10 protein-coding genes and 2 pseudogenes are annotated in these 17,601 nt (G+C 65.8%); 8 read left to right on the top strand and 4 right to left on the bottom strand.

Going from position 1 to position 17,601, the window contains the following annotated elements:
* Positions 1 to 938: 938 nt before the first annotated feature.
* From LOY33_RS26030 to LOY33_RS09995, 4 genes and pseudogenes are all read left to right on the top strand, one after another.
* Positions 939 to 2,027: pseudogene (locus tag LOY33_RS26030) on the top strand (sensor histidine kinase); the annotation flags it as partial.
* Between the two features lie 30 nt (positions 2,028 to 2,057).
* Positions 2,058 to 2,885 carry a methyl-accepting chemotaxis protein gene (locus LOY33_RS26025; RefSeq protein WP_370409200.1) on the top strand — a complete coding sequence of 276 codons (828 nt, stop codon included), beginning with the start codon at positions 2,058 to 2,060 and terminating at the stop codon, positions 2,883 to 2,885.
* Between the two features lie 208 nt (positions 2,886 to 3,093).
* Positions 3,094 to 5,184: pseudogene (locus LOY33_RS10000) on the top strand (TonB-dependent receptor); the annotation flags it as partial.
* Positions 5,185 to 5,425: 241 nt separating this feature from the next.
* A complete protein-coding gene (locus LOY33_RS09995; protein ID WP_231390776.1) occupies positions 5,426 to 7,891 on the top strand; it encodes an EAL domain-containing protein in 2,466 nt (821 codons plus the stop codon).
* Positions 7,892 to 7,932: 41 nt separating this feature from the next.
* On the opposite strand, the gene LOY33_RS09990 is transcribed toward LOY33_RS09995, so the two are convergent.
* The gene (locus LOY33_RS09990; RefSeq protein WP_258662537.1) at positions 7,933 to 9,417 is read right to left on the bottom strand and encodes a PLP-dependent aminotransferase family protein; all 1,485 of its coding nucleotides are present in this window, start codon (positions 9,415 to 9,417) and stop codon (positions 7,933 to 7,935) included.
* Between the two features lie 161 nt (positions 9,418 to 9,578).
* Between LOY33_RS09990 and LOY33_RS09985 the strand changes: the two genes are divergently transcribed.
* Positions 9,579 to 10,643 (top strand): phosphotransferase, encoded by a 1,065-nt coding sequence (locus LOY33_RS09985; RefSeq protein ID WP_116053598.1) that lies wholly within the window; start codon positions 9,579 to 9,581, stop codon positions 10,641 to 10,643.
* On the top strand, positions 10,644 to 11,963 hold the full coding sequence (locus LOY33_RS09980) for an aspartate aminotransferase family protein (protein WP_043861696.1): 1,320 nt from the start codon (positions 10,644 to 10,646) through the stop codon (positions 11,961 to 11,963). It begins immediately after the preceding gene.
* 96 nt (positions 11,964 to 12,059) lie between these two features.
* Here the strand turns inward: LOY33_RS09980 and LOY33_RS09975 are convergent, their stop codons facing one another.
* Both LOY33_RS09975 and LOY33_RS09970 read right to left on the bottom strand, forming a co-directional pair.
* A complete protein-coding gene (locus LOY33_RS09975) occupies positions 12,060 to 13,094 on the bottom strand; it encodes an ABC transporter substrate-binding protein (RefSeq protein WP_058540381.1) in 1,035 nt (344 codons plus the stop codon).
* A 70-nt stretch (positions 13,095 to 13,164) separates the two neighbouring features.
* The gene (locus LOY33_RS09970; RefSeq protein ID WP_078481037.1) at positions 13,165 to 13,938 is read right to left on the bottom strand and encodes a class II aldolase/adducin family protein; all 774 of its coding nucleotides are present in this window, start codon (positions 13,936 to 13,938) and stop codon (positions 13,165 to 13,167) included.
* Between the two features lie 171 nt (positions 13,939 to 14,109).
* Between LOY33_RS09970 and LOY33_RS09965 the strand changes: the two genes are divergently transcribed.
* Entirely contained in the window at positions 14,110 to 15,510 is a 1,401-nt protein-coding gene (locus tag LOY33_RS09965; protein WP_258662533.1) for a PLP-dependent aminotransferase family protein, read from the top strand.
* Positions 15,511 to 15,693: 183 nt separating this feature from the next.
* Positions 15,694 to 16,746: an NAD(P)-dependent alcohol dehydrogenase gene (locus tag LOY33_RS09960; RefSeq protein ID WP_258662531.1), complete on the top strand. Its 1,053-nt coding sequence runs from the start codon at positions 15,694 to 15,696 to the stop codon at positions 16,744 to 16,746.
* Between the two features lie 9 nt (positions 16,747 to 16,755).
* On the opposite strand, the gene LOY33_RS26020 is transcribed toward LOY33_RS09960, so the two are convergent.
* The gene (locus LOY33_RS26020; RefSeq protein ID WP_370409199.1) at positions 16,756 to 17,583 is read right to left on the bottom strand and encodes a methyl-accepting chemotaxis protein; all 828 of its coding nucleotides are present in this window, start codon (positions 17,581 to 17,583) and stop codon (positions 16,756 to 16,758) included.
* Positions 17,584 to 17,601 lie beyond the last annotated feature (18 nt).

Below are 17,601 nucleotides of genomic sequence, written 5' to 3'. Positions count from 1 at the left end.
CTGCACCATGAACAGGTAGTTGTCCCCGGACTCGGCAAAGATATGCCCGGCCTCGCGCTGGATCAGGTCGCCCAGTACGTCGTTGGGCACCCGTGCGCACAGGCAGCCCACCACCTGGCGATCGACCTTGATCGGCTGGTAGAACATCAGCGTCACTTCATCATGAAAGCTGGAGGTCGACGGGCCGATCGCCAGGGTCAGCGGGTCGCTGTAGGGCCCATGCAGAAACGGCGCCTTCAGCCCCTCGGCCAGCGGCCGTGGGTCGATGCGCGGGCGCGTGCCCTGGCCGCGCCAGGTCGAGGCAAGCACCTCGCCCGCCGCATCCACCACGAACAATTCGGAAAAGTCTTCGGCCTGCGCCAGCTTCTGCTGCAATACCTGCCCATCGAGGCTGCGGATGTCGTTGCCGGCACTGGCGGCCAGCTCCGCCAGGTGCTCCCACTGCTCCTGGGCCCAGCCCTGCAGCAACTTGACGCGGGTATGCGCAATGGCTTCGAAGGTCTGCCCGATCACCGGGTACGCCGATCGGTTGAGGCGGCAGGCCCAGCCCATGGCCAGTTTGCCGGTCTTGCCAAACCATGGCAGCCAGCGCTTTTCTGCGGCGGACAGTTGCATGCAATTGTTCGATAGCGACATTTACATCTCCCGATACGACATTCCTTTGTCCATTCGGCAGGCAACTACCAGGCCAACGCAAAAAACCACCTTGAAAACCGACGCGCAAGCCAGCCACATAGCACTCTGCCAGCCCCTTCCACGCCCCCTGCGAACCCACCTTTTCTGCGCCCCGAAACGGCGCATGAACGCGCTTGTGTGCACCGCAGCAGTGCGCAGATGAAATGTCCTACAATCCTTGCCTTTGCTGCTCAAGCGGCCGCTCGCCACGCCGATAACCCGACCAGACGAAACAACAATTAAACGGCGTCAGCGGAGCGGATATGAACATCAAACAGAAACTCACGTGGGGCTTCGCGACCATCGCCTGCGTACCGATACTGGTCGTCGCTACGCTGGTGATACTCAACATCCGCCTGGAAGCGCGGGAGAACTTCGTCGACGGCAGCGACCGCGAGATTCGACAGGTGGCCAATGCCATGCAGTTGTTCTTCGACGGCATCAGCCAGAACATCGAATTTCTCAGCAAGCTGCCCATGCTGCAGAACACCGACGCCAGCCTGAAGAAGTACATTTCGCCCGACGCCCCCACGCTGCCGATGGGGCCGCAGGACAAACCGGTGTTCGACTACTTTGCCCGCCTCGGCGCCAGCCACCCGGCCTATGGCTACATCTCCATCGGCACCACCGAGGGCGGCTACATCTCATGGCCCGAAGACCCCAGCCTGGCCAACTACGATCCGCGCCAGCGCCCCTGGTTCAAGATGGCCCAGGCCAACCCGGGCAAGACCCTGCGTACCGCCGCCTACTACTGGGCCAACGACGACGCGGTGCTGGTCAGCACCGTGCGCAGCCTGCCCAACGCGCTGGGCGCCAACGGCGGCGTGGTGAGCGTGGATGTGTCGCTCAAGCAACTGACCGAGATCATCAAGCAGCTCAAGCTGGGTGAAACCGGCTACGTGATGCTGCTGGAGCAGAGCGGCAACATCCTGGTCGACCCCAAGCAGCCGGCGCACAACTTCAAACAGCTCGACAGCCTCGGCCAGGGCTATGCGCAACTGGCCAAGACTACCCAGGGGCTGGTGGAGATCGAGCTTGACGGTGAGCGCTACATGGCCAACGTGTGGCCTTCCGAGCAACTGGGCTGGCGCTTCATCGGCCTGGTCAAGCAGAGTGAAGTGATGGCCTCGGCCACCCGCCTCACCTGGCTGATCGTCGGCATTGCCGCCGCGCTTGGGCTGCTGTTCGCCTTCGTCGGTGCCAGCTTTGCCAAGGTCATCGTGCGCCCGATCAACGACGTGTCCCACGGCCTGGAAGGCATCGCCCAGGGCGAAGGCGACCTGACCCGCAACCTGCACGTGCGCGGCAACGACGAAACGGCCCAGCTCTCGGGCTGGTTCAACCAGTTCCTGGGCGCGATCCGCAGCCTGATCCAGCACATCATGCACGCCGCCGATGGCATCCTGACCAACTCCCACAGCGCCACCAGCGTGTCCAACGAAATGGCCGACGCCGCCAGTCGCCAGCGCGAGGCCGTGGACATGGTGTCGACCGCCTTCCATGAAATGGTCGCCACCGCCAACGAGGTCGCGCGTTCGTGCAGCCAGGCCGCCGAGTCGGCCGACAACGGCCAGCGCCAGGCTTCCGAGGGCCAGCAGCAGATCGACGCCGCCGTGGGCAGCGTCGACCAGCTCAGCCAGGAAATCGCCCAGTCGGCGCAATCCATGCAGCAGCTGGAGCGCGACAGCAACGCCATCCAGTCGATCCTCAGCACCATCCGCTCGATTGCCGAGCAGACCAACCTGCTGGCCTTGAACGCGGCCATCGAGGCGGCGCGGGCCGGCGAGCAGGGTCGCGGCTTTGCCGTGGTGGCCGACGAAGTGCGTGCGCTGGCCAAGCGCACGGCCGACTCCACCGCCGAGATCGACGGCATGCTCGCCAACCTGGCCCGCGGCACCAGCCAGGTCGCCGCGCAGATGAACACCAGCCTGAGCCTGTCGCAGGACTCGGTCAGCCGCATCGGCGAGGCACGCACCCGCTTTGGCCAGATCCGCGAGTCGGTGGACATGATCCGCGACATGAACACCCAGATCGCCACCGCCGCCGAAGAGCAGCACCAGGTGGCCGAAAGCATCAACCAGCACATCAGCCAGATCCACGGCGATGCGCAGCGGGTGGCGCAACTGGCCAGTGAAGCCAAGAGCGATGCGTTCAACCTGACCCAGCTGTCCAACGAAATGAACACGCTGGTACGGCGCTTCAAAACCTGAAAAAAAGGCGCTGCACGATTTATTTTGCAGCGCCTCTGTCACTTTTTGTTTCTCGTGCGGCAACAGGGTTACTGAGAACCATTCACATCAGGAACCTGACCCCATGTCCGTTGCCGCCCCTACGCCCCGCCCTCACCTGCTGGCGCTTGCGATTGCCTGCGCCGGTATCGCCACACCGCTGCTGGCCGCCGATGAACAGGCTGCGCCCCAAGCCCGGCTGAACCTGCCGCAAACCGACGTCAACGCCACCCGCATCGCCGACGGCAGCGCCGAAGCCGGCTACCTCACCGACTCGCTGAAGAACGTCGGCGCCCTGGGCGGCATGGCCCTCAAGGACACGCCCTATTCGATCAGCGTGGTGTCCAGCGAGCTGATCCGCAACACCCAGGCCACCTCCACCGACGACATCTTCAAGCTCAGCCCCTTCACCCAGTTCACCTCGCCCTCGGGCGCCGGCTATGCCAGTTCGGTGGCGATCCGCGGTTTCAACGACCTGGGCAATCTCAACATCGCCAACGACGGCCTGCGTTTCAGCAATGGCTCCGACAGCGGCAACTTCGTCGAGGAGATGGAGCGCCTGGAGATCGTCACCGGCCTCAGCGGCTTCCTGTATGGCCCCGGCAGCCCGGGCGGGCTGGTCAACTACGTGCTCAAGCGCCCCACCTACGAGCGCTACAACAGCGTGACCCTGGGCAACGCCGGCGGCGAGAACGCCTATGTGCACGGCGACTTCGGCGGCCCGATCGACGATCAGGGCGTGCTGGCCTACCGCGTCAACGTGCTGGCCCAGGACGGCGAGACCGCCATCGACCTGCAGAACCGCCGTCGCAAGATGGTCAGCCTGGCGCTGGACTGGAACGTCAGCGACGACCTGCTGGTGCAGTTCGACGCCTCGTACAAGAAAAACCAGACCCACGGCCTGACCAGCTACTGGTACTTCGCCGACCAGCGCCTGCGCCCCGACGCCGATCAGTTGGACAACGACAAGCTCTACAGCCAGCGCTGGGCGTTCTCCGACAGCGAGCACGAGCGCGTCGGCAGCCGCTTCAACTGGCGCCTGAACGAGGTGTTCAGCCTGCGCGGCGCGGTGGCCCACGACCGCAACCGCACCCAGTACGCCTACACCGGCCCCACCGTGACCTCGCCCGGGGTCTACAGCCAACCGCTGTACGCCTTCGCCCCGGTCGAGCGCGAGGAAACCTCGGCCTACCTGTTCGCCGACGCGGCCTTCGACACCGCCAGCATCGGCCACAAGGTCACCTTCGGCTACCAGGGCAACGTGGCGCGGGTACGCGACTACACCGACTACATTCCCTTCCCGGGCCCGCAGTACCAGCCGGTGGGCGGCAACGGCTCGATCCCGCTGGATGAAACCCCGCAGTACGCCAAGCCCGACTACTCCATCGGCCACGGCGACCAGCGCCTGTCGTCGCGCACCCAGGCCGACAACCTGCTGCTGGGCGATGTGATCACCTTCAACGAACAATGGTCGACCATCCTCGGGGTCACCCGCACCCGCATCAAGACCTTCAGCGACAACTTCGTGTGGGCCGAATCGTTCGGCACCCCGAGCCAGATCGACAACTACAACCAGAGCAAGACCTCGCCCAACGTCTCGCTGATCTACAAGCCGCTGCCCTGGCTGACCACCTACGCCACCTACATCGAAGGCCTGCAGGCCGGCGGCATCGCGCCCAACACCGCACTCAACGCCGGCCAGGCCATGGCCCCGGCCATCAGCGAACAGTACGAGGTGGGGGTCAAGGCCGAAGTGGGCGAAGCCCTGCTGACCCTGGCACTGTTCAACATCGACAAGCCCAATGGCTACACCAACCAGCAGCAGATCTACGTGCAGGACGGACGCCAGGAGAACAACGGCCTGGAGTTCGGCATCACCGGCAAGGTCACCCCGCAGCTGACCCTGGTCAGCGGCCTGACCCTGCTCGACCCCCAGGTGAAGAAGGCGGCCAATGCCAGCATCGAGGGCAACAAGCCGGTGGGCGTGGCCAGCCAGCTGGCCAAGGTGTACGCCGAATACGACCTGAACGGCGTGCCCGGATTCGCCGTGACCGGCGGCGCCTATTACACCGGCAAGCAGTACGTGGATGAGGCCAACCACTACAGCCTGCCGTCGTTCACTACCTTCGATGCCGGTGCGCGTTATCGCCTGCCGCTGGCGGACAACGCCCTGACCCTGCGCGCCAACGTCAGCAACCTGACCAACAAGGCGTACTGGCTGAGCGACCACTTCCTGGGCGCGCCGCGTACCCTGACGTTCTCGGCACAGCTGGAGTTCTGAGCCCCTTCGCCGGCATTGCCGGCTCCTGCACGGGCGCACGCAGCCTGCAGGAGCCGGCGTTGCTGGCCAAATGCCCACCTCGCGCCGCGCAAATCCCTGAGCGCCGCCAAAATCAGTACCAAAGAATCATTGCCGTTCGCATCCGGCCCTGATATTGAGTGTGCCGCTTTGCGCACCCGCGCCTTTCGTTTCCTCTTGCCCACCCCGCTGGCTTCATCCCCACGCGATCCGAGATGCCGACATGATTGAAAACTCCGATGTAATGTATCGCCTGCTGGTACAGAGCGTGATCGATTACGCGATCTACATGCTGACCCCGGAGGGTGTGGTCAGCAACTGGAACGCCGGGGCGCAGCGGGCCAAGGGGTATACCGGCGAAGAGATCATCGGCGAGCACTTCTCGGTGTTCTACAGCGCCGAGGAGCGCGCCACGCAGTTGCCGCAGAAAAACCTGCAGACCGCCCGCGACCAGGGCCGCTTCGAGGCCGAGGGCTGGCGCCTGCGCAAGGACGGCAGTGCGTTCTGGGCGCACGTGGTGATCGACGCGGTGCATGACGACGACGGCCACCTGGTCGGCTTTGCCAAGGTTACCCGCGACTGCACCGAACAGCGCCGCGCCCTGCTCGAACAACGTGAACAGGAGCGCCACTTCCGCCTGCTGGTACAAGGCGTGAACGACTACGCCATCTACATGCTCGACCCGCTGGGCCATGTGATCAACTGGAACGCCGGCGCCGAGCGGGCCAAGGGCTACACCCACGACGAGATCGTCGGCCAGCATTTCTCGGTGTTCTACACCCCGTCGGACCGCGCCGCCGGCCTGCCCGCCCAGTGCCTGGACGCCGCACGCCAGACCGGCCGCTTCGAGGCCCAGGGCCTGCGCCAGCGCAAGGACGGCTCGCACTTCTGGACCAACGTGGTGATCGAAGCCATCCACGACGACGATGGCCAGCTGCTGGGGTTTGCCAAGATCACCCGCGACATCACCGAGCGCCGCCAGTATGAACTCGACCTGCTGGCAGCCAAGGAGCTGGCCGAGGCGCAGAGCGAGAAAATGGCCGCGCTGTCGCAGTTTCTCGACTCGGTGATCAGCAACATCCCGTCCAGCGTGATGGTGCTGGATGTGGCGTCACGCCAGATCCTGCTGGCCAACCCGCAGGCCGAGAAGCTGTTCTCCAGCCAGCAGTGCGCCCTGGTCGGCAGTACCCCGCAGCAGAGCCTGGTGCCGGTGATGGCCGGCTACCTCGAACACCTCACCGAGCATTGCCTGAACCACAACGGCCTGCACCTGACCGAAGACCACCTCGACACCCCGCTGGGCCGACGCACCCTGCGCTCACGCACCCTGCTCAGCCGCAACCCGCAGGTGGGTGCGGGCCACTATGTGCTGCAGATCGCCGATGACGTCACCGACGAGATCGCCGCGCACGCGCAGATTCACCACATGGCGCACCACGACGAACTCACCGGCCTGCCCAACCGCACGCTGTTCCACAACTGCCTGGAAGAGGCCCTGGCCGACGGGCAGGCGCGCCAGCACATGACTGCGGCGCTGTGTCTGGACCTGGACAATTTCAAGAACATCAACGATGCCCTGGGGCATGCCTTCGGCGACCGCCTGCTGCGCGCCCTGGGCCAGCGCCTGCGCAGCGTGCTGCGCGACCAGGACACCCTGGCGCGCCTGGGCGGTGACGAGTTCGCCGTGGTGCTGCCGCACCTGGCGCGCCTCGAGGATGCCCAGCGCACCGCCACGCGCCTGATCGAGGCAGTGGCGCCGGCGTTCCTGATCGACGGCCACAGTTTCTCGGTGGGCCTGAGCGTGGGTATCGCCATCGCGCCGGTCGACCACCACAAGGCCGACCAGTTGCTGCGCTACGCCGACATGGCCCTGTACGAGGCCAAGCGCAACGGGCGCAACCGCTACGAGCTGTTCCACCCCGAGCTCGACGAAGCCGCGCGGCGCCGCCGCATCATGGAAACCGACCTGCGCACCGCGCTGCACCTGGGCCAGCTGCACATGCACTACCAGCCGATCATCGGCAACGACGGGCAGATCACCGGCTACGAGGCGCTGATGCGCTGGCAGCACCCGGTCAAGGGGCAGGTCATGCCGATGGACTTCATCCCGATTGCCGAAGAGACCGGGCTGATCCACGAGGTGGGTACGCGGGCGCTGAACCTGGCCTGCCAGGAGGCCGCCAGCTGGGCCACCGAGCAATCGGTGGCGGTCAACCTGTCGCCGGTGCAGTTCAAGAACAGCGACCTGGTGGAAGTGGTGCAGCTTGCGCTGACCGACGCCAGGCTCGACCCGTCGCGCCTGGAACTGGAGATCACCGAATCGGTGCTGCTGGAGAACAGCGACGGCAACCTGCGTACCCTGCAGGCGCTCAAGGACATGGGTGTGCGTATTGCCCTGGACGACTTCGGTACCGGTTACTCCTCGCTGGGCTACCTGCGTTCGTTCCCGTTCGACCGGATCAAGATCGACAAGTCGTTCGTGCACGACATGGGCGAAAGCCGCGAGGCGATGTCGATCATCCGCGCCATTACCGGCATGAGCAGCAGCCTGCTGATCAACACCACCGCCGAGGGGGTGGAGACCGAGGCGCAGTTCAAGCAGTTGCAGGCCGAAGGCTGCTCGCATTTTCAGGGGTATCTGTTCGGGCATCCGCAGCCGGCTGACAAGCGCCAGAAGGGAGGCCGGTAGAGCAGCGAGCGCGCAGGCCGTTTCGCCGGCAAGGCCGGCTCCTACACGACAGGTGCGGGAGCCGGCCCTGCCGCCACCTGGTCGTACAGCCGCCGCAGCCGCTGCACCGCCGCCTCGATCTCGCCCACCTTGACCCCGCCGTACCCCAGCACCAGCAGGTTGTCGTCATCGGCGTCGGGCTCCACGCTGTAGCCGCCGCGCAGCACCAGCCCATGTGCCGGGGCCTGCGCCAGCATCTTGCGCGCCGTGCCCGGTGCACCGATGCGTACCGCCAGGTGCAACCCCGCCTGCCCCGCCGAGTACCCGATCAGCGCCCCGAAGGCCTCGTCCAGGCACTGCTGCAGGCAACTGCGGCGCTGGGCGTACTCGGCGCGCATCTTGCGGATGTGCCGGGAAAAATGCCCTTCCTGGATGAAGTCGGCCATCGCCGCCTGAATCGACAGGTACCCTGGCCGGTACAGCTGGATCAGGCCCTTGCCGAAGGCCTCGGCCAGCCCCTCGGGCACCACCAGGTAACTCAGGCGCAGCCCCGGGAACATCACCTTGCTGAAGGTGCCCAGATAGATCACCCGCTCTTCGCCACCGAGCCCCTGCAGCGACGGCATCGGCTCGATGTCGTACCGGAACTCGCTGTCGTAGTCATCCTCCACCACCCACAGGTTGTTGGCCTGGGCATACGCCAGCCAGTCACGCCGGCGCTGCAGCGACATGATGTTGCCGGTGGGGTACTGGTGCGACGGCGTGACGAACGCCAGCCGCGGCGCAGCAGCCGGCACTGCCGAGGGCAGGCAGGCGCCCTGCGCATCGATCGCCAGCGGCGCGCAGTGCAGCCCCGCCGCCGAAAACACCACCGGCGCCCCCCAGTGGCAGGGGCTCTCGACCCACACGGTGTCCCCCGGGTCGCCCAGCAGCTTGGCCACCAGGTCCAGCGACTGGTGGGTGCCCTGGGTCACGATCACCTGCGCCGGGCTGCAACGGACTGCGCGGGCCGCATATAGGTAGGCACTGAGCGCCTCGCACAGCGGGCGATAGCCGCCCTGATCCACGTAGCCAGCCAGGTGCGCCTGGCGCTTGCTCAGGTAGCGGTTGTGCAGGCGCTTCCAGATATGAAACGGAAACAGGTCGGCGTCCGACACGCCGCCCACGAAGGCGCCCTCGGCCCGCGCCACCGCGCCGAAACGCGCGTTGATCGCCTTGCCCCGGGCCGACAGCGGCGCCTGATCGGGCGTATCGGGGGCCGGCACGCCGGTTTTCACCTGGGGCAAGGTGTCGGCCACGAAGGTGCCGCTGCCGGGCCGGGCGTACAGGTAGCCCTCATCGAGCAGACGGTCGTAGGCCAGCGACACGGTCAGGCGCGAGACCAGCAACTGCTCGGCCAGCGCCCGGGTGGAGGGCAACTTGTGGTTGACCGGCAGGCGCCGCTGCAGGATCGCCGCCTGGATCGCCTGGTACAACTGGCGCTGCAGGGTCACGCCGCCGTCGCGGTCCAGCGTGCCGACCAGCAGGTCGTGGAGAAGCGATGCCATCGGGTGCCTCACTGCAGGGGCGGAATCGGAACCGCGAGCATACAAGTGGCCTTAACAACTGATCAACTCTGGATATAACCGATATAGCCAAACAGGCCTATGTTCGAACCAGTGCTGGCCTGACACCCCAGCTTTCCCGGCAATCGACAGAGTGATGTTCAGTGACCCTTCACACACCCCCTGCCTTCGACGCATTGCTGGTCGCAGCTCCGCCCAAGGTTTCGGCCGAACAGGCGCAGGCCGTGGCAGCGCAGTACTTCGGCCTGCACGGCGCGTGCCGCCTGCTCACCGGCGAGCGTGACCTCAACTTCCAGATCACCTGCGCCGACGGCGCCCAGTACCTGCTCAAGGTCTCCAACGCGGCCGAAGACCCGCAGGTGGCCGACTTCCAGAACCAGGCGCTGTTGCACATCCAGCACTGCGACCCGACCCTGGCGGTGCAGCGCATCTACCCCAACACCAGCGGCAGCTACCAGATCCCGCTGATGTTCGATGGCCAGCCGCTGCTGGTGCGGCTGTTCTCGTTCGTCGACGGGATCTGCCTGCACCGCGTCGAACACCCCGACGTGGCGCTGCGCAGCAGCCTGGGCGAGCACCTGGCCCGCCTGGGGCTGGCCCTGCGCGGCTTCTTCCACCCCGGCGCCGGGCACGAGCTGCTGTGGGACCTCAAGCACGCCTCGCGGCTGAGCGACAAGATCGGCCTGATCCAGGACCGTGAAGAGCGCCAACTGGCCCAGCACTTTCTGGACAACTTCGAGCGCCACGCACAACCGCACCTCAAGGGCCTGCGCGCCCAGGTGATCCACAACGACCTGAACCCGCACAACGTGATCGTCGATGCCAGCCAGCCGCACCCGGTGCGCAACATCCTCGATTTCGGCGACATGGTGCATGCCCCGCTGGTCAACGACCTGGCCGTGGGCGCCGCCTATCAACTGGGCAGCCAGGGCGACCCGCTGGAACACGCTGCACCGTTCATCCGCGCCTACCACCGCATCGCGCCGCTGGAGCCGCTGGAACAGGAACTGCTGGTGGACCTGATCGCCACCCGCCTGGTGCTGACCGTGACCATCACCAACTGGCGCGCTGCGCTGTACCCGGAAAACCGCACCTACATCCTGCGCAACGCGCCGTCTGCCTGGCGTGGCCTGAAGGCCCTGGCTGACGTGCCGCGCGAGGTCGCGCAGCAACAGATTCGTCGTATCTGCTCCGAGGAGACGCTGTAAATGACCATGATCAATGGCTTCACCGCCGAAGATGCCGCACGCCTTAGCGAAACCGAACGTGCCCTGATCGAGCGCCGTGCGCGCGTGCTGGGCCCGGCCTACCGCCTGTTCTACGAACACCCGCTGCACCTGGTCAAGGGTGAAGGCGTGTGGCTGTACGACGCCGACGGCAAGCGTTACCTGGATGCCTACAACAACGTGGCCTCCATCGGCCACTGCCACCCCAAGGTGGTCGAGGCGCTGTACGAGCAGGCCAAGGTGCTAAACACCCACACCCGCTACCTGCATGAAGGCATCCTCGACTATGCCGAGAAACTGCTGGCCACCTTCCCGCCCGAGCTGGACCAGGTGATGTTCACCTGCACCGGCAGCGAGGCCAACGACCTGGCCCTGCGCATCGCCCGTCAGTACACCGGCGGTACCGGCCTGATCGTGACCCAGCTGGCCTACCACGGCGTGACCGACCAGATCGCCGCCGCCTCGCCTTCGCTGGGTGCGGGCGTGCCGGTGGGTGACTTCGTGCGTACCGTGCGGGCTCCCGACGCCTACCGCCTGGGCGCCGAGAACGTGGCACAGATCTTCGCCGACGACGTGCGCGCCGCCATCGCCGACCTGCGCCGCTGCGGCATCAAGCCGGCAGCACTGCTGCTCGACGGCATCTTCGCCAGCGATGGCGTGCTGTCCGACCCGGCCGGCTTCCTGCAACAGGCGGTGGCCGTGGCCCGCGAAGAGGGCCTGCTGTACATCGCCGACGAGGTGCAATCGGGCTTTGGCCGTACCGGCTCGCACATGTGGGGCTACCAACGCCATGGCGTGCAGCCCGACATCGTCACCATGGGCAAACCCATGGGCAACGGCCAGCCGATTGCCGGGGCGGTGTTCCGCGGCGAGGTGCTCGATGCGTTCGGTCGCACCGCCCGCTACTTCAACACCTTCGGCGGCAACCCGGTGTCATGTGCAGCAGCCAACGCGGTGCTCGACGTGATCCAGGGCGAAGGCCTGATGGCCAACTGCGCGGCGGTGGGCGAATATTTCAAGGCGGGTCTTCAAGGGCTTGCCGAGCGCTACCCGCTGATTGGCGACGTACGCGGGGCCGGGCTGTTCGTGGGGGTCGAGCTGGTAACCGATCGTGCCAGCAAGGCGCCGGCCACCGAGGCAACGGCACGGGTGGTGAACGGCATGCGTGAACGTGGCGTGCTGATCAGTTCGGCGGGGCCGGCGGCCAACATCCTCAAGATCAGGCCGCAGTTGATCTTCCAGCGCGAGCATGCCGATCTGTTCGTGCAGACGCTGGAGGCGGTGCTGAAGTCGCTGAACTGACAACGAGAGGCATTGACGGTTGTGCCCCTTTCGCCAGCAAGGCTGGCTCCTACAACGATTGGTGCAGGAGCCAGCCTTGCTGGCGAAGGGGTTCACTCACTTGGTCTTGGCAACCCAGGCATTGAAGCGCTGCTCGAGGTCTTCGCCGTTGTTGACCCAGAACTCGCTGTCCATCGGGATGGCCTGCGCCAGGTTGTCCGGCGCGGTGTTCAACTGTGCCGCCAGTGCAGGGTCAAGCAGCCCGGCGGTATGCAGGTTGGTCGACCCATAGCCCAGCTTGGTGGTGTGGATCTTCTGGTTTTCCGGGCGCAGCGAAAACGCGATGAAGTCCTCGGCCAGGGCCTTGTTCTTGCTGCCCTTGGGGATCGCCCACGAGTCGATGGCGTAGATGCTGCCATTCCATACCGTGTGCACATTGGCGCCGGCCGCCTGTGCGGCGAATACCCGGCCGTTGAACGCGGTGCTCATCACCACGTCGCCGCTGGCCAGGAACTGCATCGGCTGCGCACCGGCCTCCCACCACTGGATGTCTGGCTTGATCTGGTCCAGCTTGCGGAATGCACGCTCCACCCCTTCCGGCGTCGACAACACCTTGTACACGTCGGCATACGGCACGCCATCGGCCATCAGTGCCGCTTCCAGGGTGTACTTGGCGCCCTTGCGCAGGCTGCGCTTGCCCGGAAACTTCTTGGTGTCCCAGAAATCGCTCCAGCCGGTAGGCGCCTGCTTGAGCTTGTCGCCGTTGTAGGCCAGCGCCATCGACCATACCAGCAGGCCGCCGCCGCAGTCCGACAGGGTGCCGGGCACAAAATCCGCTTCCTTGCCGATACGGTTGAGGTCCAGATGTTCGAACAGGCCCTCCTCGCAGCCACGGATCAGTTCGGCGCTCTCGACCTGCACCACGTCCCAGTTGACGCTGTTGGTGTCGACCATGACCTTGATCCGTCCCATTTCGCCGTTGTATTCACCCGCTACCACCTTGCTGTGGCTGGCGGCGGCAAAGGGGGCGTAGAAGGCCTCGGTCTGTACATCCTTGCTGGCACCGCCAAACGAAATCACGGTGATTTCGGCAGCAAGGGCGTTGGCGGCAAAAGCACTGAGCAACACGGCGGCAATGGTGGTTTTTTTCATGTCTACCTCTGTAATTTATTGGTTTTGGCAGAGTTGATACACGCTGGGCGTCCTTTCGGGTGGTCGCACTTCAGCTTCGGTAATCCACCTGATCACCACTGATCAGGCGCAAGGCGGCGGTCCAGGCCAACAGGTGGAGTTGCTGATCGAATTCGGCGTCGGACTGCTGCGCGGTCAGTTCGCAGACCGCTTCGTCCGGCAGGCGCAGCGGCGAGTTGCCCGCCAGTGCCTGTACCTGCGCCTGGCAGGCGCGCTCCAGGAAGTAGATCTGGTTGAAGGCTTCGGCAATGCAGCGCCCGGCGGCCAGCAGGCCATGGTTGCGCAGGATCATCGCCATGTGCGGGCCCAGGTCCCTGACCAGGCGCTCGCCTTCGGCCGGGTTCAGCGCAATGCCCTCGTAGTCGTGGTAACCCAGGCGGCGATAGAACTTCAGCGCATGCTGGGTGATCGGCAACAGCCCCTGCTCCTGGGCCGACACGGCCATGCCGGCAGCGGTATGGGTGTGCACCACACAGGCCAGGTCCGGACGTGCGGCGTGGATCGCCGAATGGATGTTGAAGCCGGCACGGTTGACGCTGCCGGCGTCATAGCCAGGGTCGATGGTGTTGCCGTGGTGGTCGATCTTGATCAGGTCCGAGGCGCGCATTTCGTGAAACAGCACGCCGTAGCGGTTGATCAGGAAATGCCCCGGCTCGCCGGGGACACGGGCCGAGATGTGCGTGTCGATCAGATCGGTCATGCGAAAGTGGGCCAGCAGCCGGTACAGCGCTGCCAGGTCGCAACGGGTCTGCCACTCTTCGGGCGAAACCTGCTGCGCGTCGATCCGCGGGGTGTTGGGGTGCATCGCGCCTCCTTGTTCATGGTATGTTTCGGGCACTTGGCCCGCCGGCATGCAGGGATGTTGCAGCAGCCCCCGGCGGCCCACCATGCACAGAACGCGCTGGTTGTGCCGGCCCTGTTATGGTGTTTTCACCAGTACACCCACCGCCACACCCTCGCCTGACGGATGTTTTCTATGATGTTGTTGGATGCCAGCTCGTCGCAGTCGCTGGTCAACCAGATCGTTGCGGGCATCACCCTCGCGATCAACGAACAGCGCTTGCGCCCGGGCACCAAGCTGCCCTCCATCCGCAAGTTCGCGCAAACCCACAAGGTCAGCCATTTCACCGCCGTCGAGGCCTATGACCGGCTGGTGGCTCTGGGTTACCTGACGGCGGTGCGCAATGCCGGCTTCTATGTACGCAGCGCCCCCGACACCCCCGCCCCGCCGCCGATGCCCAGTGCCAGCGACGATGCCTTCGACTTCGACGCCTACCTGCTGCTGCAGAAGGTGTTCCAGCCACTGGGCATGGACCTGCGCCCGGGCATCGGCCTGCTGCCCGAGCCCTGGAGCGACGATGACGGGGTGCAACGCAGCCTGCGCGCACTGAGCCGCCGCGACCCGAGCGAGTTCACCGGCTACGGCCATGCCAAGGGGTGCGCCAACCTGCGCGCCCGGCTGGTGGAGAAACTGCTCGATACCCGGGTCAACGCCCACCCCGAGCAGATTCTGCTGACCAGCGGCGCCAGCCATGCGCTGGACCTGCTGGTGCGCTACCTGGTGCACCGCGGCGACAGCGTGCTGGTGGACGAACCGGGCTACCACAACCTGTTCCTCAACCTGCGCCTGCAGGGGGCCCGCCTGCTGGGGGTGCCACGCACCCGCGACGGCATCGACCTGGACGTGCTCGAGGCGCAGATCCGCGAACACCGGCCCAAGGTGTTCTTCACCAACACGCGCCTGCAATGCCCCACCGGCACCAGCCTGACACTGGCGGTGGCCCACCGTCTGCTGCAACTGGCGGAAAAGTACGACTTCCTGATCGTGGAGAACGACATCTACGCCGACCTCGACCCGTCCGACCAGCAGGCGCTGGCAGGCATGGACCAGCTGGCGCGGGTGATCTACGTGGCCAGCTTCTCCAAGAGCATCGCGCCGTCGCTGCGGGTGGGGTTCGTTGCCGCGCACCGCGACCTGATCGACGAACTGGTGCCACTGAAGATGGCCAGCGGCCTGACCACCTCGGCAATTGCCGAGGAACTGGCACTGGAGGTGCTGCTGCAGGGGCGCCACCGCAAGCACGTCAAGCAGTTGCAGGCCAACCTGGCCCTGGCCCATGAACAGGTGGCGCGCAAGCTCGAGGCGGTGGGCATGGAGATCTTCGTCAAGCCCCATGCGGGGTTGTTCCTGTGGGCCCGTCACCCCCAGGTCGAAGACGCCACGGCACTGGCCATGGACGCACGCGAACACAAGATTCTGCTCGCGCCCGGGCAACTGTTCATGCCCGATGCGCGGGTGGTGCCGTGGCTGCGCTTCAATGTGGCGCACGCGCAGGATGAGCGGATCTACCAGCTGTTGGAGCAGGCCGCGCACTGACCGGATTCGACTCGCCTCTTCGCCAGTAGGCGCCGGCCTTGCCGGCGAAGCGGCCCGCCCGGGCGACACCCCCGCAGGTCCGGAGAATCAGGCATGACACGCAGAGGAATGCCGGTGGGCACGCCCGTTGCCCGCGCGGACAATGCGCCGCCTCTACCGTCATTGCTTTTGCGAGGTTCCCCCATGGACACCGCCATCGGCTACGCCGCCCAGTCGGCCACCACGCCCCTCGCCCCCATGACCTTCCAGCGCCGCAGCCCACGCCCCGACGACGTGGCCATCGAGATTCTCTACTGCGGCGTGTGCCACTCCGATATCCACCAGGCCCGCAACGAATGGGGCATCGCCGTGTACCCGCTGATGCCCGGCCACGAAATCGTGGGCAAGGTCACTGCCGTGGGCGCCAGCGTCAACCGCTATCAGGTGGGTGACCTGGTGGGTGTGGGCTGCATGGTCGACTCCTGCCGCCACTGCCAGGCCTGCGCCGCCAACCTGGAGCAGTACTGCCTCGAAGGCCCGACCATGACCTACGCCACCCCCGACCGGGTCGACGGCAGCAACACCATGGGCGGCTATTCCAGCAGTATCGTGGTCGACCAGCATTTCGTGGTGCGCATTCCGGCCGGCATGGACCTGGCCAGCGCCGCGCCGATCCTCTGCGCCGGCATCACCACCTATTCGCCGCTCAAGCACCACGGGGTCAAGGCCGGGCACAAGGTCGGCATCCTCGGCATGGGCGGCCTGGGTCACATGGGCATCAAGCTGGCCAAGGCCATGGGCGCCGAAGTCACCCTGTTCACCCGTTCGGCCAGCAAGGCCGAGGAAGCCCGCCGCCAGGGCGCCGACCATGTGGTGGTGTCCACCGATGCCGCGCAGATGGCCGCCGTGGCCGGGCACTTCGACTTTCTGCTCGACACCATCCCGGTGCAGCACGACCTCAACCCCTACCTGGAAACCCTGAAGTTCGACGGCGTGCACATTCTGGTGGGCCTGATCGAACCGGTGGAGCCGCCCCTGCACGCCGCCAACCTGGTGCTCAAGCGCCGCGTACTGGCCGGCTCGCTGATCGGCGGCATCGCCGAAACCCAGGAGGTGCTGGACTTCTGCGCCGAGCACGGCATTTGCTGCGACATCGAGATGCTCGACATCCAGCACATCAACGAGGCCTACAGCCGCATGATCGCCGGCGACGTGAAGTACCGCTTCGTGATCGACATGGCCTCGCTCAAGGCCTGAGCCCCCGCCTCACAGGTTGAAACGCCCCAGCAGGTGGTGCTGTTGCCCCACCTGCTCCACCATCACCGCACACTGGCGCACCTGCACCTGGGTGCCTGCGGCCACTTCATGACTGATGTCGCGAATGGTCGTGGTGTTGCGGTTGATCTCTTCGCTGGTGGCGCTCTGCTGCTCGGCCGCGGTGGCGATCTGGGTGTTCATGTCGTTGATGCGGGTGATCGCCTGGCGAATGCGCACGAGCCTGTCGTTGGCCGCGCCCGCCTCCTCGGCGGTCTTGCCGGCGCTGTCGCGGTTGTGCTGCATGCGCGACTCGGCGTGGCGCACCCCGGCCTGCAGCTGGTCGATCATCTGGCGGATCTCCTGGGTCGACTGCTGGGTGCGCGAGGCCAGCGTGCGCACCTCGTCAGCCACCACCGCGAAACCTCGCCCCGTCTCGCCGGCACGTGCAGCCTCGATGGCGGCATTGAGCGCCAGCAGGTTGGTCTGCTCGGCAATGCTGGTAATCACCGCCAGGATCGACTCGATGTTGTCGCTGAGGCGCGACAGGTCATTGATTGCATGGCCGGTGTCGTCCATTTCGCTGGCCAGTTGCCGGATCGCCGCGGTCGAGCGTCGCACCACGTCCTCGCCGCCGTGTGCTTCCTCGTCGGCAATCACTGCGGCCTGCGCCGCTGCCTGGGCGTTGCGCGCAACGTCTTCGGCGGTGGAGGCCATCTCCTGCATGGCCGTGGCCAGCTGGTCCAGCTCCTGCAACTGGCGCTGCAGGCGTTCATCGGTCCGGGTGGCTTCGGCCGACGTCAGGTGGGTGCTCTCGCGCACCTGGTTGGAGGTGCTCATCACCTGATGGATCAGGTT

Source organism: Pseudomonas sp. B21-036, from assembly GCF_024748925.1.
Lineage (GTDB): Bacteria > Pseudomonadota > Gammaproteobacteria > Pseudomonadales > Pseudomonadaceae > Aquipseudomonas > Aquipseudomonas palmensis.
This window is presented reverse-complemented; position numbering and strand designations above follow the sequence as displayed.

Coding starts and splice junctions, on each gene's coding strand:
- LOY33_RS09995 (WP_231390776.1), top strand. CDS start 5,426: ATGATTGAAAACTCCGATGTAATGTATCGCCTGCTGGTACAGAGCGTG.
- LOY33_RS09965 (WP_258662533.1), top strand. CDS start 14,110: ATGATGTTGTTGGATGCCAGCTCGTCGCAGTCGCTGGTCAACCAGATC.
- LOY33_RS26025 (WP_370409200.1), top strand. CDS start 2,058: ATGCACGCCGCCGATGGCATCCTGACCAACTCCCACAGCGCCACCAGC.
- LOY33_RS26020 (WP_370409199.1), bottom strand. CDS start 17,583: ATGAGCACCTCCAACCAGGTGCGCGAGAGCACCCACCTGACGTCGGCC.
- LOY33_RS09960 (WP_258662531.1), top strand. CDS start 15,694: ATGGACACCGCCATCGGCTACGCCGCCCAGTCGGCCACCACGCCCCTC.
- LOY33_RS09980 (WP_043861696.1), top strand. CDS start 10,644: ATGACCATGATCAATGGCTTCACCGCCGAAGATGCCGCACGCCTTAGC.
- LOY33_RS09990 (WP_258662537.1), bottom strand. CDS start 9,417: ATGGCATCGCTTCTCCACGACCTGCTGGTCGGCACGCTGGACCGCGAC.
- LOY33_RS09975 (WP_058540381.1), bottom strand. CDS start 13,094: ATGAAAAAAACCACCATTGCCGCCGTGTTGCTCAGTGCTTTTGCCGCC.
- LOY33_RS09970 (WP_078481037.1), bottom strand. CDS start 13,938: ATGCACCCCAACACCCCGCGGATCGACGCGCAGCAGGTTTCGCCCGAA.